The 24,383-nt window shown below is 70.0% G+C and carries 20 protein-coding genes; all 20 read left to right on the top strand.

Annotated elements, in window-relative coordinates; all coding sequences use genetic code 11:
• The first annotated feature begins 76 nt into the window (after nt 1–76).
• The 20 genes from IEZ15_RS23815 (at nt 77) to IEZ15_RS23725 (ending at nt 24,330) form a co-directional block, all read left to right on the top strand.
• The gene (locus tag IEZ15_RS23815; RefSeq protein WP_189279276.1) at nt 77–1,861 is read left to right on the top strand and encodes a nickel-dependent hydrogenase large subunit; all 1,785 of its coding nucleotides are present in this window, start codon (nt 77–79) and stop codon (nt 1,859–1,861) included.
• Nucleotides 1,858–2,448 carry a NifU-related iron-sulfur-binding protein gene (locus IEZ15_RS23810; RefSeq protein WP_189279275.1) on the top strand — a complete coding sequence of 197 codons (591 nt, stop codon included), beginning with the start codon at nt 1,858–1,860 and terminating at the stop codon, nt 2,446–2,448. The genes IEZ15_RS23815 and IEZ15_RS23810 overlap by 4 nt, the downstream gene beginning before the upstream one ends.
• Nucleotides 2,445–3,113, top strand: a complete 669-nt coding sequence (locus tag IEZ15_RS23805; protein ID WP_114248112.1) for a DUF5947 family protein — start codon at nt 2,445–2,447, stop codon at nt 3,111–3,113. Before IEZ15_RS23810 ends, IEZ15_RS23805 begins: the two co-directional genes overlap by 4 nt.
• Nucleotides 3,110–3,811 (top strand): DUF6084 family protein, encoded by a 702-nt coding sequence (locus IEZ15_RS23800; protein WP_189279274.1) that lies wholly within the window; start codon nt 3,110–3,112, stop codon nt 3,809–3,811. The genes IEZ15_RS23805 and IEZ15_RS23800 overlap by 4 nt, the downstream gene beginning before the upstream one ends.
• The gene (locus tag IEZ15_RS23795; RefSeq protein ID WP_189279273.1) at nt 3,808–5,256 is read left to right on the top strand and encodes a hypothetical protein; all 1,449 of its coding nucleotides are present in this window, start codon (nt 3,808–3,810) and stop codon (nt 5,254–5,256) included. Before IEZ15_RS23800 ends, IEZ15_RS23795 begins: the two co-directional genes overlap by 4 nt.
• Nucleotides 5,253–5,801 (top strand): hydrogenase maturation protease, encoded by a 549-nt coding sequence (locus IEZ15_RS23790; protein WP_114248115.1) that lies wholly within the window; start codon nt 5,253–5,255, stop codon nt 5,799–5,801. The genes IEZ15_RS23795 and IEZ15_RS23790 overlap by 4 nt, the downstream gene beginning before the upstream one ends.
• Nucleotides 5,802–5,817: 16 nt before the next feature.
• Nucleotides 5,818–5,922 (top strand): DUF6893 family small protein, encoded by a 105-nt coding sequence (locus tag IEZ15_RS47130; protein ID WP_373302606.1) that lies wholly within the window; start codon nt 5,818–5,820, stop codon nt 5,920–5,922.
• A 122-nt stretch (nt 5,923–6,044) separates the two neighbouring features.
• Nucleotides 6,045–6,437 carry a hydrogenase maturation nickel metallochaperone HypA gene (gene hypA, locus IEZ15_RS23785; RefSeq protein WP_114248116.1) on the top strand — a complete coding sequence of 131 codons (393 nt, stop codon included), beginning with the start codon at nt 6,045–6,047 and terminating at the stop codon, nt 6,435–6,437.
• A 3-nt stretch (nt 6,438–6,440) separates the two neighbouring features.
• Nucleotides 6,441–7,262, top strand: a complete 822-nt coding sequence (gene hypB / locus IEZ15_RS23780) for a hydrogenase nickel incorporation protein HypB (RefSeq protein ID WP_114248117.1) — start codon at nt 6,441–6,443, stop codon at nt 7,260–7,262.
• Between the two features lie 23 nt (nt 7,263–7,285).
• Nucleotides 7,286–9,697: a carbamoyltransferase HypF gene (hypF, locus tag IEZ15_RS23775; RefSeq protein ID WP_189279272.1), complete on the top strand. Its 2,412-nt coding sequence runs from the start codon at nt 7,286–7,288 to the stop codon at nt 9,695–9,697.
• Between the two features lie 53 nt (nt 9,698–9,750).
• On the top strand, nt 9,751–10,071 hold the full coding sequence (locus IEZ15_RS23770) for a HypC/HybG/HupF family hydrogenase formation chaperone (RefSeq protein ID WP_114248118.1): 321 nt from the start codon (nt 9,751–9,753) through the stop codon (nt 10,069–10,071).
• Complete coding sequence (gene hypD, locus IEZ15_RS23765) at nt 10,068–11,195, top strand: hydrogenase formation protein HypD (RefSeq protein WP_189279271.1); 1,128 nt, start codon at nt 10,068–10,070, stop codon at nt 11,193–11,195. Before IEZ15_RS23770 ends, hypD begins: the two co-directional genes overlap by 4 nt.
• Before the next feature lie 58 nt (nt 11,196–11,253).
• Nucleotides 11,254–12,309 carry a hydrogenase expression/formation protein HypE gene (hypE, locus tag IEZ15_RS23760; protein ID WP_114249459.1) on the top strand — a complete coding sequence of 352 codons (1,056 nt, stop codon included), beginning with the start codon at nt 11,254–11,256 and terminating at the stop codon, nt 12,307–12,309.
• 487 nt (nt 12,310–12,796) lie between these two features.
• Nucleotides 12,797–13,831 carry a pyridoxal-phosphate dependent enzyme gene (locus IEZ15_RS23755; RefSeq protein WP_189279270.1) on the top strand — a complete coding sequence of 345 codons (1,035 nt, stop codon included), beginning with the start codon at nt 12,797–12,799 and terminating at the stop codon, nt 13,829–13,831.
• 2 nt (nt 13,832–13,833) lie between these two features.
• Nucleotides 13,834–15,060, top strand: a complete 1,227-nt coding sequence (locus IEZ15_RS23750) for an MFS transporter (RefSeq protein WP_189279269.1) — start codon at nt 13,834–13,836, stop codon at nt 15,058–15,060.
• A 55-nt stretch (nt 15,061–15,115) separates the two neighbouring features.
• Nucleotides 15,116–16,189, top strand: coding sequence for an ornithine cyclodeaminase family protein (locus IEZ15_RS23745; protein WP_189279268.1), 1,074 nt, complete (start codon nt 15,116–15,118; stop codon nt 16,187–16,189).
• Nucleotides 16,190–16,200: 11 nt separating this feature from the next.
• Nucleotides 16,201–17,013, top strand: coding sequence for a class I SAM-dependent methyltransferase (locus tag IEZ15_RS23740; protein ID WP_189279267.1), 813 nt, complete (start codon nt 16,201–16,203; stop codon nt 17,011–17,013).
• Nucleotides 17,013–20,309 (top strand): non-ribosomal peptide synthetase, encoded by a 3,297-nt coding sequence (locus IEZ15_RS23735; RefSeq protein WP_189279266.1) that lies wholly within the window; start codon nt 17,013–17,015, stop codon nt 20,307–20,309. Before IEZ15_RS23740 ends, IEZ15_RS23735 begins: the two co-directional genes overlap by 1 nt.
• Nucleotides 20,306–22,060 (top strand): non-ribosomal peptide synthetase, encoded by a 1,755-nt coding sequence (locus IEZ15_RS23730; protein WP_189279265.1) that lies wholly within the window; start codon nt 20,306–20,308, stop codon nt 22,058–22,060. The genes IEZ15_RS23735 and IEZ15_RS23730 overlap by 4 nt, the downstream gene beginning before the upstream one ends.
• A complete protein-coding gene (locus tag IEZ15_RS23725; protein WP_189279264.1) occupies nt 22,057–24,330 on the top strand; it encodes a M20/M25/M40 family metallo-hydrolase in 2,274 nt (757 codons plus the stop codon). The genes IEZ15_RS23730 and IEZ15_RS23725 overlap by 4 nt, the downstream gene beginning before the upstream one ends.
• The last annotated feature ends 53 nt before the right edge of the window (nt 24,331–24,383 follow it).

Genomic DNA, 24,383 nt, shown 5'->3' with positions numbered 1-24,383 from the left:
GAGGACTCCGATCGCACTCCACACCTTCCGGTGACGACCCCACCTCACGCTTCTCAGAAGGGCTACGGCACACACGATGGCACCGAAAACGAAGGCGGCCGGCGACGGCAGCGGCCTGGTGGAGATGGCCTGGGATCCGATCACCCGGATCGTGGGCAGTCTCGGTATCCATACGAAGATCGACTTCAAGCAGAAGCGGGTCGCGGAGTGCTACAGCACCTCGTCGGTCTTCCGCGGCTACAGCGTGTTCATGCGGGGCAAGGACCCCCGGGACGCGCACTTCATCACCAGCCGCATCTGCGGGATCTGTGGCGACAACCACGCCACGTGTTCCGTGTACACGCAGAACATGGCGTACGGGGTGAAGCCGCCGCACCTCGGCGAGTGGATCATCAACCTCGGCGAGTCCGCGGAGTACATGTTCGACCACAACATCTTCCAGGAGAACCTGGTCGGGGTCGACTACTGCGAAAAGATGGTCCGCGAGACCAATCCCGGCGTCCTGGAACTGGCCGAGCGCACCGAAGCGCCGCACGCCGGGGAGCACGGCTACCGCACGATCGCCGACATCATGCGGTCGCTCAACCCCATCGAGGGCGAGTTCTACCGCGAGGCCCTCCAGGTGAGCCGCTACACCCGGGAGATGTTCTGCCTGATGGAGGGGCGCCATGTGCACCCGTCCACGCTCTACCCGGGCGGCGTGGGCACCATCGCCTCCGTCCAGCTCTTCACGGACTACCTCAGCCGCCTCATGCGCTATGTGGAGTTCATGAAGCGGGTCGTGCCCCTGCACGACGACCTGTTCGACTTCTTCTACGAGGCCCTGCCCGGGTACGAAGAGGTCGGTCGCCGACGGGTGCTGCTCGGCTGCTGGGGAGCGCTCAACGACCCTGAGCACTGCGACTTCACGTACGCCAACATGAGTGACTGGGGACGCAGGATGTTCGTCACCCCCGGTGTGATCGTGGACGGCAAATTGGTCACCAATGACCTGACCGAGATCAACCTCGGCATCCGGATCCTGCTGGGCAGTTCGTACTACGACGACTGGGAGGGCAAGGAGCAGTTCGTCACCCATGACCCGCTCGGCAACCCGGTCGACCCCCGCCACCCGTGGAACCAGCACACGATCCCGGCGCCGCAGAAGCGGAACTTCGACGACAAGTACAGCTGGGTCATGTCGCCGCGCTGGTTCGACGGCAAGGACCACCTGGCCCTCGACACCGGCGGCGGCCCCCTCGCCCGGCTGTGGTCCACCGCGCTCTCCGGGCTCGTCGACGTCGGCTACGTCAAGGCCACCGGCCACAGTGTCGTCATCAACCTGCCGCGCACGATGACCAAGCCCGAGACCACCTTCGAGTGGCAGATCCCGAAGTGGAGCAACGCGCTGGAGCGCAACCGCGCCCGCACCTACTTCCAGGCGTACTCGGCCGCGATCGCGCTGCACTGCGCCGAGAAGGGGCTTGAGGAGGTACGCGCCGGACGTACGCAGACCTGGGAGAAGTTCGACGTTCCGGACGAGAGCATCGGCGTCGGATTCACCGAGGCCGTACGGGGCGTGCTGTCGCACCACATGGTGATCAGGGACGGCAAGATCGCCAACTATCACCCCTACCCTCCGACGCCGTGGAACGCCAGCACCAGGGACACCTACGGAACTCCCGGTCCCTACGAGGACGCCGTGCAGAACACGCCGATCTTCGAGGAGAACCCGCCGGAGAACTTCAAGGGCATCGACATCATGCGCACCGTGCGCAGCTTCGACCCCTGTCTCCCGTGCGGTGTCCACATGTATGTCGGTGGGGGCAAGACGGTGCAGAAGATGCACGTGCCCACCGGGCTGAGCGGACTGGGCGGATGAGCGTGACAACACATACCGCGGCAGCGAAGGCGCTCGACGCGGAGCAGGCCGGTCGTCGCATCGAGGAGATGCTCGAGCAACTGACGGCGGCCGGTGACCGGAAGGCTTCCGCGGCGGCCGAGGAACTGGTGCGGGTCCTGATGGACTTCTACGGCGCCGGGCTGGCCCGGATCCTCGACGGGCTCCGGGCCGCACCGGGCCGCGAAACCGGTGACACGCTGGACGAACTCCTGGGCGACGAACTCGTATCGAGCCTGCTGGTCCTGCATGACCTGCACCCCGAGGACATGGGCACGCGCATCGGGCGGGCCCTCGCGGCCGTCCGCGATCCCGTCGAAGTGGTGACCTTCGACGAGAGCACAGGCACTCTGCGCCTGCGGAGCGCCGGCACGGGCGGATGCGGCTGCACCGGCGCGTCGTCGGCGCAGCAGTCCGTCGAGAACGCCCTGGCCTGCTTCGCACCGGAGGTGACCACGGTCGAGATGGAGCCCGCCTCCGCCACTCAGGAGCCGGCACTCCTTCAGATCGGAACCCGCCCGCCGCAGGGCGTGGCAACCGCCCGGCCGGCCCCGGCCGGCACGCCATGAGCGCGCCCATGACGTGGGCCGGGCGGCCCGCGCCCGCCTCGGGCGTGCACACGCTGCGGCGGTTCGCGGCACCGCGTGAACCCCGGCAGGAGCGTTGCGAACTGTGCGGAGTACCGGTGGCCGAGGGGAACCACCGGCATTTGGTGGACACCGAGGAGCGTTCCCTGGCGTGCGCCTGCACCCCGTGCGCCCTGCTCTTCGAGCGGCCCGGCGTCGCCCACGGCCGGTTCCTGAGTGTCCCGGACCGTTATCTGGCCGACCACGACCATCGTCTCGACGACAACGCGTGGGAACTCCTGCAGATCCCGGTCAGCGTCGCCTTCTTCTTCCGCAACGCCGCACTGGGCCGGCTGGTGGCGCTCTACCCGAGCCCCGCCGGAGCCACCGAGAGCGAACTCGATCCGTCGACCTGGCAGTCGGTCCTCGGCGGCAGCCGTCTCTCCCAGCTGCTCGAACCCGACGTGGAAGCACTGCTGTTGCGCCGCACCGAGGGCCGGGCCGAGTGTTATCTGGTGCCGATCGACATCTGCTACGAGCTGGTGGGACGCATGCGCCTGCTGTGGCAGGGCTTCGACGGCGGAGCCGAGGCCCGTGCCGATCTGCAGGCCTTCTTCGAACACGTCGAACGCCGGGCCGAGGCAACGGTGGGGGAGCGACGACCATGACGGACTTCACCTTCACCTGCACCGGCGTACGCGCCGACCCGTACGCCGCCGGCCCCACCCTCGTCTTCCGGCTGCGCATCACCGCATCCGAAGAGGCGCGGGTGCACGCACTCGCGCTTCGCTGCCAGATCCGCATCGAGCCGGCCCGGCGCGGCTACGAAACGACTGAGGCCGAGGGCCTGACGGACCTGTTCGGAGAGCGCTCACGCTGGGGCAGCACACTCCAGCCCGTGCAGTTCGCCCAGGTCCCGGTCATGGTTCCCACGTTCACCGGGGCGACCGAGACGGACGTCGTCGTGCCCTGCACCTATGACCTGGAGATCGCCGCAACACGTTACTTGAACGCGCTGACGGATGGTGAGGTACCGCTCCTCATGCTCTTCTCCGGCACCGCTTTCACCGGTTCCGGAGGATTCCGGGTCGAGCCGGTGCCCTGGGACCTGGAGGCGCCCTTGCGGATGCCGGTGGCGGTGTGGCAGGAGATGATCGACCAGCACTTCCCCGGGTGCGGCTGGATCCGGCTTCCCCGCGACACCATGAGTGACCTGATCGCATTCCGCTCCCGGCACGCACTGCCCTCGTGGGAGGCGACCGTCCGGGCGCTTCTCGACGCGGCCGGGACCACGGCCCTCCCGCCGGCGGACCGGGCGTTCGCCGACGCCGGGCTCGCCGGGCTCGCCGAGAGGACGGCGCAATGACCTCATCCGCGCTGACTCCCGCGCTGGAATCCCGTTTCGCCGCTGCCCGGGGCGTGGCCGACGCCGTCCTCTTCGAAGGCTACGTCCTGTACCCGTACCGGGCGTCGGCGGCCAAGAACCGGCTCCGTTGGCAGTTCGGGGTGCTTGTACCACCGGCCTGGACGGCAGCCGCCGAAGAGCACGACTTCCAGCACACCGAGTGTCTGATGGAACCGAAGGCCGGCGCGACTCTGGCAGCCGAGGCGCGGTTCCTGCACGCCCAACGGCGCACCGTGCAGCAGCTCCGCGACGACGGCACCTTCGAGACCGTCCCCGAACTCCACCTCACCGACCGGGTCCTGGTTCCGTGGGACGAGGGTGCGGAGGAACGGGTCGAAGTACTCGCCACCGTGGCCGAGCTCACCGGCGACGGAGTCGTCGTCCCCTTCACACGCCCGGCACGCGAGGAGCACGAAACCGTCCGTGACGAGGACGGCCGGATCGTGGGCCGCCTGGTGCGCCGTTGCGAGGAGATCAGCGGCACGGTGCGGCTGTCCGCTGTCGAACTCGACGGCCCGTACCGGGCGATGCGACTCACCGCCGTCGTGGAGAACACCAGCACGTGGACGCCGGGCGCCGGTGACGCCGACCGCGACGCCGCTCTGCCCAGGTCACTGGTGGCCGCCCATCTCCTCCTGGGCCTGAGCGCAGGCTCGTTCCTGTCGATGACGGACCCTCCCGAGTGGGCCGAGGGAGCAGTCGCGGGCTGCCGGAATCTGCACACCTGGCCTGTACTGGCCGGGGAGCCCGGCCGCGCGGACCTGGTGCTCTCGTCCCCGATCATCCTTGAGGACCACCCGGCCATCGCCCCGGAGAGCCCCGGAGCGCTGTACGACTCCACGGAGATCGACGAGATCCTCGCGCTGCGCACGGCCGCCTTGACGGACCAGGAGAAGCGCGAGGCCCGGGGGACGGACGACCGGGCGGCCGCCGTGATCGACCTGGCCGACTCGATGCCCCCCGAGGTCCTGGAGCGGCTGCACGGCGCGGTGCGGGCCCTACGGGAAGTCACCGAGCCCGGTGCGCCCGCGGCCGTTGCGTCCGACGGATTTCCGCACATGCCGGGAGGGCCCGATGCGTACGACCTGATCCGGCCGGACCAGCCGTGGTGGGACCCGGCCGCCGACGCCGGCGCCGACCCGGCTCGCGACCGGATCCTGGTGGACGGCCGGTCGGTGGGCGCGGGCAGCCGCGTACTCCTGCGGCCGGGTCTGCGCCGCACCGACGCCCAGGACCTCTTTCTGCAAGGTCGCAGCGCACTGGTCGAAGCAGTACTCCACGACGTGGACGGGGGAGTGCACCTCGCGGTCACCGTGGAGGGCGATCCGGGTGCGGACATCCGGCGTGAGCAGGGCCGGTTCCTGTACTTCCAGCCCGACGAGGTCGCACCACTGGAGGACGCATGACAGCGCCCTCGGAGCAGAGAGCGACGACTCTGGTGGCGGGCGTCGGCAACATCTTCCTCGGCGACGACGGCTTCGGTGTCGAGACCGTACGACGACTGGCGTCAGGACCCCTGCCCGGCCACGTCGAAGCGGTGGACATCGGGGTGCGCGGAGTCCACCTCGCTTACCAGCTCCTCGACGGATACGACACGCTGGTCCTGATCGATGCCACCGAACGCGGCGGCGATCCCGGAACGCTGTATCTGATCGAGGCCGACCGGCCCGGCCGCATCGCGCCGCAGGAAGCTCTGCTCGACGGCCACCGCATGTCCCCCGACGCGGTCCTGGCCCTGCTGGAGACCCTGTGTGCCGGGACGGGCTGCATCCCCCCGAGACGCACGCTGGTCGTCGGATGCGAACCCGCCTGCGTCGAAGAGGGCATCGGCCTCAGCGGTCCCGTGGCCGCTGCCGTACCGGAGGCCGTGAACATGGTCCTGCGCCTCTTGCGGGACGACGAACGGATAGCGCCCACCGCACAGTCGGCGGTCGGCCAGGCCAACAACTGAGGAGACGAAAACCGTCATGAAGAAGATCATCATCGGCGGCGTGGTCGCTGCCGCCGTTGCCGCACTCGTGGTCCAGGTACTGCCCGACCTCAAGCGCTATGTGCGCATGCGGTGCATGTGAGGGCACCCCGATCCGTCAGGTCCGGGCTGCACCGAATGGCGTACGTAGTGTCCGGCGTCGGCGAGCCAGCCCGGCTGCGGCCGCAATCCCCCGGTGTAATGACGTGGGCAGGACGGAGACCCATGCACGAGATGTCCATCGCCATGGCCGTCGTCGGCCAGGTGGAAGAAGCAGCCCGAGCCGGCGGCGCCGTCGCCGTCACATCCGTCCGGCTCCAGGTCGGCGAGCTGGCCGGAGTGGTCCCCGACGCACTGTCCTTCTGTTTCGAACTGGCCTGCGACGGGACCGTTCTGGAAGGTGCGGAGCTGGTGGTCGACTCCGTACGGGCGACAGCACGCTGCGCGCCCTGTGCGGACGAATGGGCGGTCGGAATGCCTCCGCAGCTGTGCTGCCCCTTGTGCGGCGAGGCCACCGCGGAGCTGCTCTCGGGCCGCGAACTGCAGATCGCCGACGTCCACTGGGACGAAGGACCTGCGCAGAGACGTACCCGTGAACCGATTTCCGAGGAGCGCTGAACCATGTGCCGTGTGGTCGATCTGCAGCAGGCGGTACTCGCGAAGAATGACACGACAGCGCACCACCTGCGCACCGAACTGGCCGCCCGCGGCACCGCGGTCGTCAATCTGCTCTCCAGCCCGGGCAGTGGGAAGACAGCACTGCTCGAACGCGAATTGGTCCTGGCCCGTGAGACGGGCGTCCCTGTCGCGGCGCTGACTGCCGACCTGGCCACCGAGAACGACGCCATGCGCCTGGCCCGCTCCGGAGCCCCGGTCAAGCAGGTGCTCACCGACGGCCTCTGTCATCTGGAGGCACGGATGCTGGGCGGACACCTCGACGGGTGGCTGCCCGAGGACACCCGGCTCCTCTTCGTGGAGAACGTCGGCAACCTGGTCTGCCCGGCCTCGTACGATCTCGGCGAAACTCTGAGGGTCGTCCTCGCCTCGGTCACCGAGGGCGAGGACAAGCCGCTGAAATACCCCACCGCCTTTGGGCTGGCGCACCTGGTGCTCGTCACCAAGACGGACATCGCCGAGGCCGCGGCCTTCGACGAGGACGCGTTCCGCGCCAACGTCGAGCAGGTCAATCCCGGTGTGGAGGTGCTTCTCACCTCTGCCCGGCGCGGTGACGGCGTCGGGGCGCTCCTCGAACGGGCGCTGGACGCCGCGAACGGAGCCCCGGTCCACCGGCCCGTCATGGCCCAGCAGCACCACTCCACGCACACTCACACACACGCAGAACCCGGCGAGACCTCTCACGACCACCTCCATACGCATGCCGGTCGGGGCGAGCCAGGAGCTGCGACGGATGCGTCCGGCGCCATGGCGCAGACCCGCGGGTGACGGCCCAACGGTCCGGCCCGCTCATGGGTGAGCCGGCGCAACGTCGCCGGGTCACCGTCCGGGGCGTCGTCCAAGGCGTCGGGTTCCGGCCCTACTTGTACACGCGCGCCCTCGCGATGGGCCTGGCGGGACACGTCACCAACACCCCCGAGGGCGTCGTCGCGGAAGTCGAGGGCTCACCTGCTGCCGTGGCCCTGTTCTGCGAAGGGATCGTCGCGAACGCACCGCCCATGGCCGTCCTCGATTCCGTCGAGCACCGGGAAGTCCCCGCCGAGGGCGGTGCCGGATTCACCATCGTCGCCTCCCGGACCGGCGGACCTTCCCGCACGCTGGTCCCCCCGGACGTGGCCACCTGCGCCGACTGTCTCGCCGAGCTGGCCGACCCCGCGGACCGGCGCCACCGGCATCCCTTCATCACCTGCACCAACTGTGGGCCGCGGTTCACCATCGTCATGGATCTGCCGTACGACCGCGCACACACCACCATGGCCCGCTTCCCCATGTGCCCCGACTGCGCCCGCGAGTACGCAGACCCCGCAGACCGCCGCTTCCACGCCCAGCCGGTCGCCTGTCACCGATGCGGGCCGCGCCTCGATCTGCTGGTGGCGTACCCGGACCCGGGCAAGGCCCCACGACGTATCACCGCAGCGGACCCGGTCGCCGAGGCCCGCAGACTCCTGACCGGCGGAGCGATCCTCGCCGTCAAGGGGCTCGGCGGATACCACCTCGCGTGCGATGCGACCAACGCCGGGGCCGTGGCCGCACTCCGCCGCCGCAAGGCCCGTGGAGACAAGCCGTTCGCCCTGATGGCCCGCGACATCGGCGACATCGAACACCTCGTCCATGTCGGTGCGCAGGAGCGGGCGCTGCTCACCGGCGCCGTCCGGCCGATCGTCCTGCTGAGGCGCCGCCGCCGCGCCCTCCCCGGGCCGGACACCCCGGCACCGTCGGACAACGTCGCCCCGGGCAGCCCCGATCTCGGCGTCATGCTTGCCTACACCCCCCTGCACCACTTGCTCCTCGGCCTGCCCGGCGACCCGGCCGGGCCACGCCTTCTCGTCATGACGAGCGGCAACGTGGCCGGGGAGCCGATCGTCACCGACGACGCCGAGGCGCTGGACCGGCTCGCCCGTCTGACCGATGCCTGGCTGACCCACGACCGCCCGATCCAGGTACCGTGCGACGACTCCGTCGTACGCGTCTGCGACGGGGAACTGCTGACTGTCCGCCGCTCACGCGGTTACGCCCCCCGGCCCGTCGAACTGCCTCTCCCGGTACCGGCGATCCTCGCTGCGGGCGGCGACCTCAAAAACACCCTGTGCCTGGCGGAGGGGCGCAGAGCCTGGCTGTCCGCCCATATCGGTGACATGGACGACCTCGCCACACAACATGCCTTCGAGGACGCCGGACAGCAGTTGGAGACCATCACCGGGGTGCGACCCGCAGTCCTGGCCGTCGACAGACATCCCGGATACCGCTCGGGACAGCTGACCCGCCGTCTGGCCGGTGAACGGCAGCTGGTACGCGTACAGCACCATCACGCACACATCGCCTCCGCAATGGCCGAAAACGGCCTGGACGGCAGCCGGCGGGTGATCGGCGTCGCGTTCGACGGCACCGGCTACGGCGACGACGGAGCCGTGTGGGGCGGAGAGATCCTGCTGGCGGACTACGACGGTTACCACCGGTTCGGGCATCTCGCGTACGTCCCTCTGCCGGGCGGCGACGCCGCCGTACGGCGTCCCTACCGCATGGCCCTGGCACATCTGCACGCGGCAGGAATCGGCTGGGCGCAGGACCTGCCGTGCACCGTGGCCTGCCCGTCCGACGAACTGGACGTACTGTCAAGGCAGTTGGAACGGAATCTCAACTGTGTCCCCACCTCCAGCATGGGTCGGCTGTTCGACGCCGTCTCCTCCCTCGCCGGTATCTGTCACCGGTCCGGATACGAGGCCCAGGCTGCCGTCGAACTCGAAACCGCCGCGCTCCGGGCGGCCGAGGGCGACTGCGCGGGATACGGTTTTGCGCTGCGCTCTCCCGCACCGGACAGCGGGGGCGCGCTGATCGCCGACCCCGCGCCCGTACTGTCGGCGGTGGTGGAGGACGTGCGCGCGGGTACTGCGCCGGGCGTCATCGCGGCACGCTTCCACGAGTCGGTCACCGCCCTCGTGCGCAGCACCTGCGTCCTGGCGCGTGAGCGGTACGGCCTGGACACCGTTGCCCTGACCGGCGGAGTGTTCGCCAACACCCGGCTCTCCTCGGCCTGCGCCCGGACGCTTCGCGGACACGACTTCACCGTCCTGCTGCACCACCAGGTCCCCCCGAACGACGGAGGGCTGGCACTGGGGCAGGTGATGGTGGCCGCCCGAACCCGCGCCGCCCGAACACTTGATGGCTGCATCGGCGCGGCGCAGGGGAGTGCGGCCATCCACTGACGGCGTGTCCCGGCAGGACCGGGCAGGCGGATCAACCACAGCAAGGAGAAGTCATGTGCCTGGCGGTGCCCGGCAGAGTACTGGAAATCGAGGAACGGGACGGCACCCGCATGGCCACCGTCGATTTCGGCGGAGTGGTCAAGGAAGCATGTCTGGAGTACCTGCCGGACCTTCAGGTCGGCGAGTACGCCATCGTCCACGTGGGGTTCGCCCTGCAGAAACTGGACGAGGATTCGGCCCGGCAGACACTGGAGCTGTTCGCCCAACTTGGCATGCTTCAGGAAGAGTTCGGCGACCCGTGGGAAATGGCGGCAGAGGCGGGCGGGCTGCCGCTGCCCGGTTCCGGTGAAGCAGCCCAGGAGGCGCAGCGGTGAAGTACATCGACGAATTCCAGGACCCCGCACTGGCCCGGCGGCTGCTCGACGAGATCCGCGCCACCGTGACCAGGCCGTGGGCGCTGATGGAGGTCTGTGGCGGGCAGACCCACACCATCATCCGGCATGGCATCGACCAACTGCTGCCGGACCAGGTCGAATTGATCCATGGGCCGGGCTGCCCGGTGTGTGTCACCCCGCTGGAGGTCATCGACAAGGCGCTGGAGATCGCATCCCGCCCGGAGGTGATCTTCTGTTCCTTCGGTGACATGCTCCGCGTCCCCGGCACCGGCCGGGACCTGTTCCGGGTCCGCAGCGAGGGCGGCGACGTACGGGTCGTCTACTCCCCGCTCGACGCGCTGAGGATTGCCCAGCAGAACCCGGATCGGGAGGTCGTGTTCTTCGGAATCGGCTTCGAAACCACCGCGCCTCCCAACGCGATGACGGTTTATCAGGCGCGCAGGCTCGGCATCCGAAACTTCAGTCTGCTGGTGTCCCATGTCCGGGTGCCACCGGCGATCGAGGCGATCATGCAGTCGCCGAGCTGCCGGGTGCAGGCATTCCTTGCCGCAGGACATGTGTGCAGCGTCATGGGCGTGGGCGAGTATCCCGAGCTGGCCGAACGGTTCGGCGTCCCGATCGTGGTGACAGGATTTGAACCGCTGGACATTCTGGAAGGCGTGCGCCGTACCGTGGCCCAGCTGGAACGCGGTGAACACACGGTGGACAACGCCTACCCGCGCGCAGTGCGCCCAGAGGGAAACCCCGCCGCTCTGGCCATGCTGGAGGACGTCTTCGAGGTGACCGACCGGTCCTGGCGCGGCATCGGTGTCATCCCCGGCAGCGGCTGGCGGCTCTCCCCGCGCTATCGGGACTACGACGCCGAATACCGCTTCTCGGTGACCGGTATCGATACCCGCGAGCCCGCTCAGTGCCGCAGCGGAGAGGTTCTGCAGGGGCTGCTGAAGCCCCATGAATGCGAGGCATTCGACACCATCTGCACTCCTCGCACCCCACTCGGAGCGACCATGGTCTCCAGCGAGGGCGCCTGCGCCGCGTACTACCTCTACCGGCGGCTGGACATGAAGAAGACCGCACCTGTGGAGGCGAGCTCCGTTGGCTGAGACCGTCGAGACCCCCACGCGCGGTGACGTAACCGCTTCGGCAACGCCTCCCTCCGGTATCCCGCCGCTCGATCCCACGGCATGGACGTGCCCGGCCCCGCTGCGGGATCACCCGCGCATCGTGATGGGCCACGGTGGTGGCGGCGCGCTCTCCGCCGAGCTGGTCCAGCACATCTTCGCCCCCGCGTTCGGAGGTGAGGTGCTCGCGCAGATGGGCGATTCGGCAACGGTGTCGCTGGGCGGCGCCCGCCTGGCCTTCTCCACCGACTCGTTCGTGGTGCGACCGCTGTTCTTCCCCGGTGGCAGTATCGGCGACCTCGCGGTCAACGGCACCCTCAACGATCTGGCCATGAGCGGTGCGCGTGCCGCTTATCTGTCCTGCGGATTCATCCTGGAGGAGGGCGTCGAGCTCTCCGTCGTCGCGCGCGTGGCCGACGCCTTCGGCACCGCCGCGCGGAACGCGGGCGTCGAGGTGGCGACGGGGGACACCAAGGTGGTCGAAGCCGGTCACGGCGACGGCATCTTCATCAACACTGCCGGCATCGGCCTCATCCCGGCCGGCGTCGACCTGCGTCCACAGCGTGTCGTCCCGGGTGACGTCGTGATCGTCAGCGGGGCGATCGGTGTCCACGGCGTGGCGATCATGAGCGTGCGCGAGGGACTGGAGTTCGGCGTCGAGATCGAAAGCGACTGCGCGGCTCTGGGAGGACTCGTGGAGGCCATGCTCGCGGTCACCCCGGATCTGCATGTACTGCGCGACCCCACCCGCGGCGGGCTCGCCGCATCCCTCAACGAGATCGCGGCGGCGTCGGGCACCGGCGTCGTGATCCAGGAGCGACACGTCCCTGTCCCGCCGCCGGTGGCCAATGCCTGCGCCATCCTGGGCCTCGATCCGATGTACGTCGCCAACGAGGGGAAACTGGTGGCGTTCGTACCGCGTGAACACGCCGATGCGGTTCTGGACGCGATGCGTGCACACCCGCTGGGCGGGGACGCGGCAGTGATCGGTGAGGTGGTGGATGCCCACCCGGGCATGGTGGTGGCCCGCACCGGGCTCGGCGGTACACGGGTGGTCGACCTGCCCGTCGGGGAGCAACTGCCGCGGATCTGCTGACGACCCGCCACCCTGCGCCGGATCCCACGGCATGCCCGCCGAGCACACGCCGGATCCGGTGGCAGGGCACGGGAGTTCACTGACCATGTCGGCGGCCCGGCCGGCCTCTGTCCGGCAGTCCGGGCCACCACGTGGGGCTCCGACCGCACAGCGACGGAACCTTTCCGGCACAGGGCCGGGACGGTTCTCGTCGTGTGGGTCCGGCAGCACCGACGGGTGTTGTACCGAACCGGCCATTTCGAATTGCCGACCGTACCCCGCGCGCGGCGGACCACTGAGCCGTCCCTCCCGTCGGCGCTGGGATCCTCAGCGGGGAAACGGAGGAGCGCGAAGAGGCGTCAAGCGCTGTTCTGGCCAAGAGCGACAAGCACGCCGGGCAGTGGCGTGGTGACACCGGGGGGTGCATGCCTAAGGTCGGAGTGCGCGCAGCGGGGCAGACCGGTCGAACCATGGAAAAGGTCAACGACGCATCGCACAGGGGGAAGCAGTGCCGCGTGTCAAACCCGTCCTGGCACGGGCCCTCCGCAAGACTCCCTTACTCCACCTGGACGTCGCCCACCGGGGCCGGGTGCGGCGTCTGGGACTGAAACTTGAGGAACACGGCCCCACCGGATCGGTGAAGGACCGCAGCGCCGTGGGGTTGTTACAGGCGCTGCACGACGAACGACCGCTCACCCCGGGCGCGGTGGTGGTGGAATCCACCTCCGGCAATCTCGGCCTGGCCCTGGCCCGGCTGCTGCCCTCCATCGACTGCGTCTTCCTCGCGGTGGTCGATCTCAAGACCCCGCACGCCACCCGCACCACGCTGACCGAACGCGGCGCCCGGGTGATCGTCGTCGACGAACCGGACGGACAGGGCGGCTACCTGCTGAGCCGGCTGCGCAGGGTGCGCGAGCTGTGCGACCGCAACCCCGGGTACCGCTGGCCCAACCAGTACGAGAACTGGGCCTCGCCCGACATCCACCGCCGCACCACCGGACCCGAGATCACCGAGCAGGCGGGATTGGATCTCGGCGCGGTGTACGTGCCGGTCTCCACCGGTGGCACCCTCGCCGGCATCAGCGCACATCTGCGCCGGCACCGGCCCGACGTCGCCGCGGTCGCCGTGGACGTACGTGGTTCGCTGGCCGTCGCAGGCAGCGCCGGACGCCGGCTGCTGCCGGGCATCGGAGCCAGTCGGCCGTCCACCTTCCTGCATGGGTCGCACGGCTACGACCGTGCCGTGCACGTCGACGACATCGAGGCGATCGCCGTCTGCCGGATCCTCGCCGAGGACGTGGGACTTGTCCTCGGGGGATCCAGCGGCTGCGCCGTACGCGCGCTGCTGACCGACCTGGAGAACGGCCGCATGGACGACCGGCTCGCGGTCTGCCTGGCCGCCGACGGCGGCGGCAAATACCGCGACACCCTCTACTGCGACGACTGGGCGACCGAGCAGGGCATCGTCAAGGAGATCACGGCCGCCGTGGAACAACTGCGCCGCGAAGGCCTCTTCTTCGACCGAAAGCACCAGGAGCACTGACCATGGGCACGAGCACCACCCTTGACCGGCGGCGGACGGGCACCGGCTACCGGCAGTTCCTGCCGCTGGTCCAGGGCGCCACGCTGATCGAGTGGACCGGAACGGGACTGTTCCTCGCCGTCTCGACCATCTACTTCGTCAAGGTCGCTCATCTCAGCACGTCATCCGTCGGCACCGGCCTGACGATCGGCGGAGCCGTCGCCATCGCCGCCGCCGTGCCCATCGCCCGGCTGGCCGGACGCTTCGGGCCGAAGCCGGTGCTGATCGGTGTGATGCTGTTGCGCGCCCTGGCCACCGTCGGCTATCTGTGGGTGGACGGCTGGTGGAGCTTTCTCCTCGTGGTCGCCGTCATCGCCGTCACCGAGCAGTCCTCGCCCCCACTGGTGCAGTCGTACGTCGGTGCGCGAGCCCCCGAGAGCCTGCGCGCGAAGGTGATGGCCGTGCAGCGCACCGTCGTCAACCTCGGCATCAGTCTGGGCGGGCTGATCGCCGGAGTCGCCCTGGGTTCCGGAGCGCCCGGAGCCTTCCGGCCGCTGCTGATCGGTGGCGCACTCGCCTATGTGGTGGTGGCCGTGGTGTACGCCACCGCACAGGGAGAGGAGGCCGCGACCGCTGTCGAGAGCGCCCGCGTCGCGGAACTGCTCAAGGACCGAAGGCTGCTGGGCTTCACCGCGTACAACGCACTGGTGTCGCTCTGGATGCCGGTGCTCAACGTGGCCTTCCCCCTGTGGCTCGTCACCGGGACCGACGTACCGGAGCGCTATGTCGGAATCCTGTACGCCGTCAACACCGTGCTGTGCATCGTCCTTCAGTACCCGCTCAACCGCTGCTACAGCACAACGCGCCGGGCGTGGTACTCGTACGCGACCGCGGCACTGCTGCTCAGCTGCGGCACCCTGGCCTTCGCCGCCGCCCCTGGCCTCGGAACACGGGAAGCACTGCTGGTGCTCGGTGCCGCCGTCGTCCTCCTGACGTTCGCCGAACTGCTCCAGGTCGGCGCCTCGTGGACCCTCTCCTTCGACCTGGCACCCGAGCGGGCGCGCAGCGCCTACCTGGTGCTGTTCAACACCAGCCGCACCGTTGCCAACCGAGTCGTGGGCCCGGTGCTGATGACCGGCGTCGTCCTAGCCCTCGGCACGGCCGGCTGGGTCGCGCTCGCCTGCGTACTGCTGCTCGGTGCGCTCGTCCCCTTCGCGATGCTGCGCGGGCCGCGCGGCGCCGGCGACTGAACCGCCCCCGGACTCTGCCCACCACCGACCCTCTCGCCAAGGAGCTTCGCCCGCAATGGACTTCGAGCAATACCCCGACAGCCACTTCCGTTATCTGACCCGTGCGGACGTCATCGTGGCGGCCCGCGACGTGGACATCGTGGCGGCGGTGGCCGAGGCGCTCATGCTGCACTCCGCCGGACAGTCGGTCCTGCCCGAGGAGGCCTACCTCGGCTGGACCACGCCGCAGGGCGACCCGGCCCGGCTGCTGGCCATGCCCGGCGCGCTGGTCCAGGACGGCCGGCCACCGGTCATCGGCATGAAGACCATCAACGCCTCGATCGGTAACCCGGGACGCGGCATACCGCGCTCCCAGGGCTTCACCATGCTCCTCGACCCGGAGACCGCTCGCCCCCTCGCACTGCTGGAGGCCGCGTACATCAGCGCGATGCGCACCGCGGCGGTGACCGCGCTCGCCGTTCGCCATCTGGCGGTGGAGGAGCCTCGACAGCTGGCGCTCCTCGGCTGCGGCGCGCTCGCACAGGCGCATGTGGCACTGCTGCTGCGCACCGTGCCCACCCTGCGCCGAATCTCGCTGTACGACATGGCGCCCGACCGCGCGAAGTCCGTCGCCCGCTACATCGCTTCGCTCCCCGGGGCCGCGGACGTCGAGACGGTGCTCGCCGACGGTCCGCGCGAGGCTGTGCGGGACGCCGAACTCGTCGTGCCCGTCACGACGGTGACCCGGGGCTACATCGAGCCGGGCTGGCTGCGGCCGGGCGCGCTCGTCTGTCATGTCTCGCTGGACGACCTCACCGAGGCGGCGGTGCTCTCGGCCGGCACGGTGATCGTCGACGACTGGAGCCTGGTCCGTGACGACCCGCGCCGGCTGCTGGGCCGGATGCACCGGGCGGGCACCCTGCTCGGCCCCGACGGCACCCCGCGAGAAGGAGTCACCGCACGGCCCGGTGCCCGCCGCGTCGACGGCACGCTCGGCGATGTGCTCGCCGGGCGGCACCCCGGCCGCCGAGACCGGGACGAGATCGTGATCAGCAACCCGTTCGGTATGTCGATCCTCGACGTCGCCGTCGCCGACCGTATCCACGCCCGCGCCGAAGCCGCCGGTCTGGGCGTCCGGCTCACACTCTGAGGGGGATCCGCATGACGATCGATCAGAACATCCAGGAGATCAACCGCACCATGTGGTCCTACGGTGAGTACCGGCATGTCGCCGATCTGCTGCGGCCCGGCGCCGTCGAGTTGGTCGACCGGCTCGCCCCGGAGCCGGACACCCGCCATCTGGACGTCGCCACAGGGAACGGCAACGTCGCGCTGCTGTCCGCCCTGCGCGGCTGTGACGTCACCGGGCTGGATCTGACCGACGAGTTCTTCCCCGACGCGCGCGCACGATTTTCAAGGGCCGGTGTCGAGGTGGAGTTGCGCCGCGGCGACGCGCAGGAACTCCCGTTTGCCGACGCGTCGTTCGACCTCGTGACCTCCACCTATGGGATCCAGTTCGCGCCCGACCATGCCGCGTCATCCGGCGAGATGGCCCGGGCGCTGCGGCCCGGCGGCCGGATCGGCATGTGCAACTGGACGGCACGCAGCTGGACCGCCCACTTCCAGGAGATCCTCTCCGCCTACTTCCCCTCGCCCAACGGCCATCAGGGGCAGCCCATGCTGTGGGGCTCCCCGGACTATCTCGCCGAACTCTTCGGCCCCGGATTCACCGTCACGTCCGAACGCCGGGAACTTTTCTACCCGTTCGACACAGCCGAGGATCTGGTCGCCTTCTTCGAGAACTGCTTCGGTCCCTGCATCGCAGCGAAGAACACCATCTCGCCGCCCTCGCGCTGGAAGGAACTGCGCGCGGAGATGGCCGAGATGACCGAGGGCTTCCACACCACCGATGAGCGTGGCACAGGCGTGCCCGTCGAGTACCTGCTCGTCGTCGCAGAGAAGAAGGGGGCGTAGTGACCGGCATACCCGAGCACTATCCGACGCTCCCGCTGGCCGAAGGGGCACGGGAGCGGGCCGTCGCCCTGGCGCTGACCCGCAGCGAGCCGTACGAGCTGGGCGAGGGAGTCCACACGTACGTCGAGCGGTACTCGGCCACGCACCCTGATCGCGCGGCGATCGACGACGGCGAAATATCCATCGGCTACGCCCAGTTGGCAGACCGGATGCGTCGCACAGCCGCACAACTGGCGGCTGCCGGAATCTCGCGCGGGCAGATCGTCGCGGTCGGCGGCCGTCGCGGCAGCGACGTCATCACGGCCTTTCTCGCACTGGAGCTGCTGGGCGCCGTCTATCTGCCGGTGGACGCCGCCTGGCCCGCCGCCCGCGTCGAGTCCCTCCTCACCGACAGCGGCGCCGTGCTCATGCTGACGACCGGCGGAGCGGCGCACAGCGGCGAACTGATCAAGGGAGCCCAGGCGGCCGGGGTCCCCACCACGGCACCGGAACCGGCGGACCCCCCGTACACCCGGACCGCACCACCCGCCCCCGACGAGGTGCGCTATGTCCTCTACACCTCCGGATCGACCGGCCGCCCCAAGGCCGCGATCGTCGAACACCAAGGGATGCTCAACCATCTGTGGGCCAAGGTCGACGACCTCGGACTGACCGCCGACGACCGGCTGGCGCAGACCGCACCGCTGGGCTTCGACATCTCCGTCTGGCAGATGCTCGCTCCGCTGCTCGTCGGCGGCCGCGTACAGATCTTCGGCGACGAGCAGGCGCAGGACGGCGCACTGCTGCTGGAGGAGCTGCGCGGCCACGGAACCACGGTGCTGGAAACCGTACCCACACTGATCCGCTTCCTGCTCGATGCCCACGAGAGAGCAGGGACCGGGCCCGGCGCGCTGCGCTGGATGATCGCCACCGGCGAGGAGCTGGCACCCGCCCTGGCCCGGCGGTGGCACAAGACCATGCCGGGCGTCGGACTGCTCAACGCCTATGGCCCCACCGAGTGTTCGGACGATGTCACCCATGCCGTACTCGGCCCGCCGGCCGCCGGAGTACGCCATCTGCCGATCGGTTCTCCCATCGGAAACGCAGCGCTGTATGTGCTTCGTTGCGAGGAGGGGGAGTGGCACGCCTGTGCGCACGGGGAGACCGGCGAGCTGTTCGTCGGAGGACTCCCCGTGGGCCGCGGCTACCTCGGAGAACCGGACAGCACCGCTCGCGCCTTCTTCACCGACCCCTTCGGCGACGGCGGCGGGCGCCTCTACCGCACCGGGGACGCCGTACGCGTACTGCCGGACGGCCGGCTGGAGTATCTGGGCCGGGTCGACCGGCAGGTGAAGCTCGGTGGCGTGCGCATGGAGCTCGCCGAGATCGAAGCGGTCCTCGGCGGCCACCCCGCGATCGCCGCCTGCGCCGTCACCGTCCACACCCCCGACGACACCGGCGCCCTGGTGGCCCGCGAGAGCGCCCACATCTTTGTGGCCGCCCAGCCGCCACGGCTCGTCGCCCATGTCACCGCCTCCGGCGACGAGGTGGCGGAGGAATCACTCCGCGCTCATCTGGCCGAACGGCTCCCCGCGCCGATGGTGCCGCACACCTTCGTCGTCCTGCCCCGCCTTCCGCTCACCCGGAACGGCAAGACGGACTACAAGGCGCTCCCCGCACCACCGCGCCGCAGCCGCCCCGACCGCCGCCCGTACACACCACCGCGCGGCGACGCGGAGATTGCGATCGCGGCCCTCGTCGCCCAAATCCTCGGCACCGGCCGGGTCGGCAGGGACGACTCGTTCCTGGAGCTGGGCGGAGACTCGCTGCTGGCCATGCGGCTGGTCGCGGCACTGCGGGAGGAGGGATCGGCCGCGGGCCTGCGCGACGTGCTGCGCGACGGCAGCCCCGCCGCACTGGCCGTGCTCGGCCGCCACCGGCAGCAGACGGCCGGCACCCGTACGGAACATGCCTGGGACGCCCCGAGGACCCGGCCGCTCACCCCGCAGCAGGCCGGTGTCTACTTCCACTGGCGACTCGACCCGCTCAGCCCCTACTACAGCTACCAGGGCTCCCTGGAACTGGACGGGCCACTGGACGTGGCACGGCTGGCGCGAGCCTGGCAGCTGCTGCTCTCCGAGAACCCGCTGCTCCTCGCCCGGTTCGCCGAGACCGACGAGCCGGGCGCACAGGCAGTGGTGCACCACTATCCGCACTGGGAAGTGCTGCCGCCCGGACGGGCGCGGGACATCACCGCGGACGAGTTCCGCACAGTGGCCTCCGAGGAGGCTGCCAAGCCCTTCGACCTCCTCGCCGAACCCGCCGTGCGGACCGAGCTGTTCCGACTGCCCGGCGGACAGCACCGGCTGCTGGTCACCATGCACGAACTGCTCCTCGACGGCTGGGGCGCCACCGTGCTGTTCCAGCGGCTCGCCGAACTGTACGAACAGCAGCCGGCCGGCCCCGACCCCGAGCGCGCCACCCGGTACGACCGCTATCTGGACCACTTGGAGGCGCGCCTTGCCACCGAGGAGGTCGCCGAGGCCGGGAAGTACTGGCTGCGCCGGCTCGCGGGCGATCTCCCGGCACTGCAGATCGCGCAGAAACAGCGGCCCGCCACGCCCACCTACCGGGGCGAGACGACCGAGGCGGTCCTCGACGAGCGCCTGTCCCAGCGGCTGCGCGACACCGCACTGTCCGCCTCCGCCACCGCGTTCGTGCCGCTGCTGGCCGCCTACGCGCTGGCCCTGAGCTACTACGGCGACGCCGACGAGGTGATCGTCGGCGCCCCGATGGCGGGCCGGGAGCGGCCGGAGGCGGCCGAGGTACCGGCGTTCATGCTCGCCATGCTGCCGCTGCGTCTGCACATCGACCCGGCCGCGACCCTCGCGGAGTTCACCGCACAGGTGCGGGAGACGGTGTACGACGCGTACGCCGCAGCCGATCACCCCTTCGGCTGGACGCTTCGGCGGCTTCCGGCCGCCTCACGCAGCTCCTCGGCGACACCGGTCTTCCAGACCATGCTCAACATGCTGCCGTACCCGGCGCGCGCCACCACCGCCTCGGACGTCGGGTTCCGCTTCGTCGAGCTGGACACCGGCTACACCAAGTACGACTGCGCGCTGTACGTCCAGCCGCACGGCCCCGACCGGCTGCTGTTGCAGTACGCCTACCAGCAGGAGCTGCTCGACGCCCCGGCCGCCCGCAACGTACTGGAATCCACGCTGATCGCTCTGCGGGCCCTGACCGACCCGGAGCGTGCGGAGCACACCACCATCCGTTCCCTCGATCTGCTGCCCGGAGACGATCAACGATGACCACGCCGACCCTGCTGGAACGCTTCGCCGAGCAGGTGGCGGCCCACCCCCGGGCCGTCGCCCTGCGCCACACCGGCACCAGCCTCACCTACCGCGAACTCGACGAGTGGAGCGGCCGGCTGGCCGCCCGGCTCGCCGCCAAAGGGACGGGCCCCGGCTCGCTGGTGGCACTTGCCGCCCAGCGCGGCCCCGCCGCCGTCGCCGGAGTTCTCGCCGTACTGAAAACGGGTGCCGCCTACCTCGGGCTCGACCCTGCGATACCCGTGCGACGACAGCGCCGGATGGTGGAGGAGACAGGACCGCACTGCGTGCTGGCCGAGCCCGGACTCGATCAGTTCCCCACACTGGACGCCCCCCGCGTCACACTCGCACCCCTCACCGACGGCCCGCTGCACCAGGCCCCCGGGCAGGAGCCCGACGACGACGCGCTGTTCCACATCGTCTACACCTCGGGGACGACCGGAAACCCCAAGGGCGTACGCATCAGCCGGCGTTCGGTCCGCGGACGGCTGGAATGGATGTGGCGGGACCACCCGTTCCCCGACGACGCGGTACTGGCCGTCCAGAAATCCCTGGCGCTGGTCGCCTCGCCCTGGGAGCTGCTGGGCGGACTGCTGAAGGGCATTCCGTCCGTCGTGCTCGGTACCGACGAACTACTCGACCCGGTGCTGTTCGCCGCCGCCGTCGAGCAGGAGCGGATCACGCATCTCTACCTGACCCCGCAGCTGATTGCCGGGTTGCTGGAGGAGAGCGCCGGACGCCCCGGCGGGCACCGGCCCGTGCTGGTCACCAGTGGCGCCGACACCCTGCCGGTGGACACGGTCCTGCGCTTCCGTGAGGTCTGGCCCGACGCCACGCTGCTGAACCTGTACGGCATGACGGAAACCGCCTCCAACGTCGCCGCGTACGACACCGCCCGACTGCCCTCGGACGCCGAACGCGTCCCCGTCGGGAGGCCCGTGGCGGGTGCCTCGCTCTCGGTCCGCGACCGCCTCGGCCGACGGCTGCCATCCGGTGTGACAGGTGAGGTGTGGGTCTCCGGGCCTCCGCTCGCCCTCGGCTATCTCGGCGGCGACGGCGAAGACCGCTTCACCACGGACGACGCAGGAGTCCTGCACTACCGGACCGGAGACCGCGGCCGCCAACTCCCGGACGCGGTACTGGAGATCATCGGACGCGCAGACAACCAGATCAAGGTACGCGGCTACCGCGTCGAGCTGGAGGAGATCGAGGCCACGCTGCGCAAGGCGCCGGACATCACCGACGCGGGGGCGTACGCGGAGAACGAGGGCGGCGAAGCACGCACCGTCGCCTGTTTCACCGCCGACGAGGAGAGCGGCACCGCCGCACTGCGCGGCTATCTACGCGACCGGCTGCCCGACTACATGCTGCCTGCCCGAATTCAGCAGGTCCCGAGGCTTCCGCTGAGCACCAACGGCAAGCTCGACCGCACCGCCCTGCGCACGCTCGTGGAGAGCATCGGGCAGGAGCGGACGGCCGGATTCACCCCGACCGATGACACCGAGGCCGCTGTCGCCACCCTCTGGCAGGAACTGCTCGGTGCCCCACCGGCCTCGGCGGACCAGAACTTCTTCGACGCCGGAGGCCACTCCCTGCTCGCCGTGCGGCTCGCCAACCGGCTTGCGAAGACAGCAGGCCGACGCGTCCCACTGCGCCGCATCCTCGGCGCACCCACCGTCACCGCGATCGCCGCACTGTGCCGCGAGACCCAGCAGGAGGAACAGGCATGAACGTCCCATGGTTGAGCGTGCCGGGCGAAAACCCCCCGGACAGCGCGGCCGGCACCCTCGCCGTCTGCTTCGCACCCACCGGTGCCCACGGTTCGACGTTCGCGAACTGGCGGGGCCGGCTGCCCGAGGACACCGCACTCGCGCTCATCACACCGCCGGGCCGCGGTACCCGCGTCGACGAGGAACCCGTCACCGACATGACCGCCTACGCGGATGCCGTGGCGGCCGAGATACGCGCACTGCGGGCAGGGCGGCGACTGGTGCTGATCGGCGTCAGCCTCGGTGCACTCCTTGCGTACGAGACGTGCTGCCGGCTGCTCGACGCCGGGGTGCCGGTCGTGCGGCTGTGCGCGGTGGCCGGACAGTGCCCCGGTGACTTCCACGGCGACGGTGGCGACGTGACCGTCGAGGACGCCCGTGCCTTCGCGACCGGGACCGGACTGACCGACCCGGAGCTGCTGGCGGACCCCGAGTTCGAGGAGGTGCTGCTGCCTCCCGTCATCGCCGATCTGCAGTTGGCCGCGGACTACGACGGCAGCCGAAGTCCCGTACCGCACGTCGAGTTGCGCGCGGTGTGGGCCACCGAGGACCCGCACGTGCCCGAAGTGACCGTGCGGCGCTGGATCGACTGGACCCGTGGCGAGTGCACTCTGCTGTCCGTCGAGGGCGGTCACTATGCCCATCAGGAGAACCCGGCAGCGGTCATCTCCGCCTGCCTGGACGGACTTCCCGGGGCCCGGCCGTCACGACGCTCCGTGCTCGGCGCCGGAGCGACGGCCGTCGCGGGCGCGGTGCTGGGCCTCGGTGCGGTCCCGGCCACGACACCCGGAGCGTCGGCAGCCGCGCCGACCGCCGCGGGCGGTGTCTCCTTCGAGGGCGATCCCACCGACGCCGTGGGCCTCGCCGTGGCCATGATCCGCCAGAACACCAGCAACCCCGGCGACGGTGCCCTCACCCAGCCGTTCGCCCAGATGCTCCAGGGAATCTTCCGTGCGGCCGGGGTGAGCACCGAGATCGTGCCCACCCCCAAGGAAGGCAACGTCCACTTCTTCGCCCGTGTCCCCGGCAGCGGGCCGGCCCGGAAGAAACCACTCGTCCTGCTCGGCCACTCCGACGTGGTCCCCGCCATCGGTGACAAATGGACGACGGACCCCTTCGCCGGAGACATCGAGGACGGCAAGCTGTACGGCCGCGGCTCGCTCGACATGAAGGGCGTCAACGCCGCATTCGTCGCCGCTCTGCTGCGCCATGTCCGCGAGGGCGCGGCCTTCGACCGCGACATCGTGTTCTGGTCCGACTGCGACGAGGAGCAGGGGCCCTACGGGGTGCGCTGGTTCCTCTCGGAACACCCCGGCAAGGTCGACGCGGGCGCGGTCATCACCGAGGGTGGCTGGGTGCTCAACCAGCGCGACGGCAGGACACCCATGATCGCCTCGCTCACCTGCAACGACAAGCGCTCCCTGCTGCTGCGCCTGGAGACCTCCTCGTACGCCACCCACACGTCCAAGCCATTCACAGGACAGGCCGTGATCCGGCTGGGGGAGGTGCTTGACCAACTCGGGCAGTGGCGCGCACACATCCGTCCCAACGCGTTGTCCCGGCAGTACTTCGCCGAACTGGCCGAGGCCACCACCGACCGGTCGCTCGCCGAGGCCCTGCGCGAGATGCTCAATGCCCGTACGGAACAGCAGCGGGACAGGGCCGGCGAAGCGGTGGTACTGCTCAGCGAGACCCCTGAGCTGCACAACGCGATGCTGCGCACCACACTCGCCTTCACCTCCGCGCAGTCCGGCTACTACCCGAGCATCGTGCCGGGCACGGCGACCGCGGAGTTCCGGGCCGCCTTCCTCCCCGGGGCCGACGACCCCGGCCGCATCGTCGCCGAACTGCGCTCGCTGATCGGCAACCGGGCGGCGCTGACCGTGGTCGGCAACCCCGGCGAGAGCGAGCAACAGGCCCTGGACCGGCTGCGCGGCTACCTGGCCGTGCCCGATTCCGACTACGACACGGACGTCTTCCGTGCCTGGCAGACAGCCGTACGCAGGACACACCCCGGAGTACGGGCCACCGCTTGCCAGTTCGAGGCGGTCACCAGCGCGGTGCCGTTCCGGGAACAGAACGTGCCCGTCTACGGCATGTACCCGTTCACCGTGAACCGGGACATGCTCAAGCGCATGCACGGCACCGACGAACACATCGGCGTCGAAGCCCTGCGGCAAGGCACCGAAACCGTCTATCAGCTGCTGGCCGGACTGCGCGCCGAGGCCTGACCCGACCGCACCGTACGGGCGTGCCCGGCCGGGCACGCCCGTACGGTGCGTCG

The organism is Streptomyces atratus (assembly GCF_014648655.1).
Lineage (GTDB): Bacteria > Actinomycetota > Actinomycetes > Streptomycetales > Streptomycetaceae > Streptomyces > Streptomyces atratus.
This window is presented reverse-complemented; position numbering and strand designations above follow the sequence as displayed.

What these genes read in the sequence shown, in the direction of transcription:
- IEZ15_RS23730 (WP_189279265.1), top strand. Translation starts at nt 20,306, where the DNA reads ATGACCACGCCGACCCTGCTGGAACGCTTCGCCGAGCAGGTGGCGGCC.
- IEZ15_RS23810 (WP_189279275.1), top strand. Translation starts at nt 1,858, where the DNA reads ATGAGCGTGACAACACATACCGCGGCAGCGAAGGCGCTCGACGCGGAG.
- IEZ15_RS23795 (WP_189279273.1), top strand. Translation starts at nt 3,808, where the DNA reads ATGACCTCATCCGCGCTGACTCCCGCGCTGGAATCCCGTTTCGCCGCT.
- IEZ15_RS23790 (WP_114248115.1), top strand. Translation starts at nt 5,253, where the DNA reads ATGACAGCGCCCTCGGAGCAGAGAGCGACGACTCTGGTGGCGGGCGTC.
- IEZ15_RS23815 (WP_189279276.1), top strand. Translation starts at nt 77, where the DNA reads ATGGCACCGAAAACGAAGGCGGCCGGCGACGGCAGCGGCCTGGTGGAG.
- IEZ15_RS23770 (WP_114248118.1), top strand. Translation starts at nt 9,751, where the DNA reads ATGTGCCTGGCGGTGCCCGGCAGAGTACTGGAAATCGAGGAACGGGAC.
- IEZ15_RS23805 (WP_114248112.1), top strand. Translation starts at nt 2,445, where the DNA reads ATGAGCGCGCCCATGACGTGGGCCGGGCGGCCCGCGCCCGCCTCGGGC.
- hypF (WP_189279272.1), top strand. Translation starts at nt 7,286, where the DNA reads ATGGGTGAGCCGGCGCAACGTCGCCGGGTCACCGTCCGGGGCGTCGTC.
- hypB (WP_114248117.1), top strand. Translation starts at nt 6,441, where the DNA reads ATGTGCCGTGTGGTCGATCTGCAGCAGGCGGTACTCGCGAAGAATGAC.
- IEZ15_RS23800 (WP_189279274.1), top strand. Translation starts at nt 3,110, where the DNA reads ATGACGGACTTCACCTTCACCTGCACCGGCGTACGCGCCGACCCGTAC.
- hypA (WP_114248116.1), top strand. Translation starts at nt 6,045, where the DNA reads ATGCACGAGATGTCCATCGCCATGGCCGTCGTCGGCCAGGTGGAAGAA.
- IEZ15_RS23740 (WP_189279267.1), top strand. Translation starts at nt 16,201, where the DNA reads ATGACGATCGATCAGAACATCCAGGAGATCAACCGCACCATGTGGTCC.
- IEZ15_RS23750 (WP_189279269.1), top strand. Translation starts at nt 13,834, where the DNA reads ATGGGCACGAGCACCACCCTTGACCGGCGGCGGACGGGCACCGGCTAC.
- IEZ15_RS23745 (WP_189279268.1), top strand. Translation starts at nt 15,116, where the DNA reads ATGGACTTCGAGCAATACCCCGACAGCCACTTCCGTTATCTGACCCGT.
- IEZ15_RS47130 (WP_373302606.1), top strand. Translation starts at nt 5,818, where the DNA reads ATGAAGAAGATCATCATCGGCGGCGTGGTCGCTGCCGCCGTTGCCGCA.
- IEZ15_RS23725 (WP_189279264.1), top strand. Translation starts at nt 22,057, where the DNA reads ATGAACGTCCCATGGTTGAGCGTGCCGGGCGAAAACCCCCCGGACAGC.